The organism is Tsukamurella conjunctivitidis, assembly GCF_007858475.1.
GTDB lineage: Bacteria > Actinomycetota > Actinomycetes > Mycobacteriales > Mycobacteriaceae > Tsukamurella > Tsukamurella conjunctivitidis.
Window position 1 is genome coordinate 1 of sequence record NZ_VIGX01000111.1, and the last position, 667, is coordinate 667.

Genomic DNA, 667 nt, shown 5'->3' on the forward strand with positions numbered 1-667 from the left:
CCTTCGCGCTGGTCGCCGACGCGACCTCCGCCACGCGCGCATGTGGCAAGACGGTTCCGGGCACGGGCGCCCAGGTGCCCTACGGGACCGCGGCAGTGAACGGGAACTCGGTGTGTCTCTCCGATGAGAACGGCATGTCGTGCTGGAACACCGTCTCCGGACAGAGCTTCGCACTGGCGCGCCAGGGGTGGCAGACCGGCAACTCCGGGCCGATCGAGCCGACGACGTTCCTCTGGTGAGATCCAGCGCCCGGGTGGAAGTGTTCCGGGTGGATGTGTCGCGGGGGGATGTGTTCCGGGCGGATGTGTCGCGGGCGGGTCGGCTGGGGCCCCTCGGCCCCGGTCGGATTCAGGCAGTTGCGCCCAGGGCGTGTGCGAGGGCGGGGAGGTAGACCCCGCAGTCACCCTCGATGCGCAGGGCGACTCCGGGATCGTGGTCGAGGTCCGTGGGGCCGCGGTTGATGACCACCAGGGCCGCACCCGAGGAGGCTGCCTGACCCGCCACCCACACGGCTGTCGACACCTTCACCGAGGTCCCCACCACCAGCAGGACATCGCAGCTGTCCGCCATGGCGAAGGCATCGCTGAGCGCAGCCTGGGGCAGTGACTCCCCGAAGAAGACGACATCCGGTTTCAGGAGCCCGCCGCAGTCCGGGCAGTCGACCAGG

Annotated in this window: 2 protein-coding genes; one reads left to right on the forward strand and one right to left on the reverse strand. The window is 70.0% G+C overall.

Going from position 1 to position 667, the window contains the following annotated elements:
- A partial coding sequence (locus tag FK530_RS26065; RefSeq protein ID WP_205124257.1) for a hypothetical protein occupies positions 1–239 on the forward strand: 239 nt, incomplete at its 5' end.
- Between the two features lie 109 nt (positions 240–348).
- Here the strand turns inward: FK530_RS26065 and FK530_RS24600 are convergent.
- A partial coding sequence (locus FK530_RS24600; protein ID WP_331456377.1) for a Sir2 family NAD-dependent protein deacetylase occupies positions 349–667 on the reverse strand: 319 nt, incomplete at its 5' end.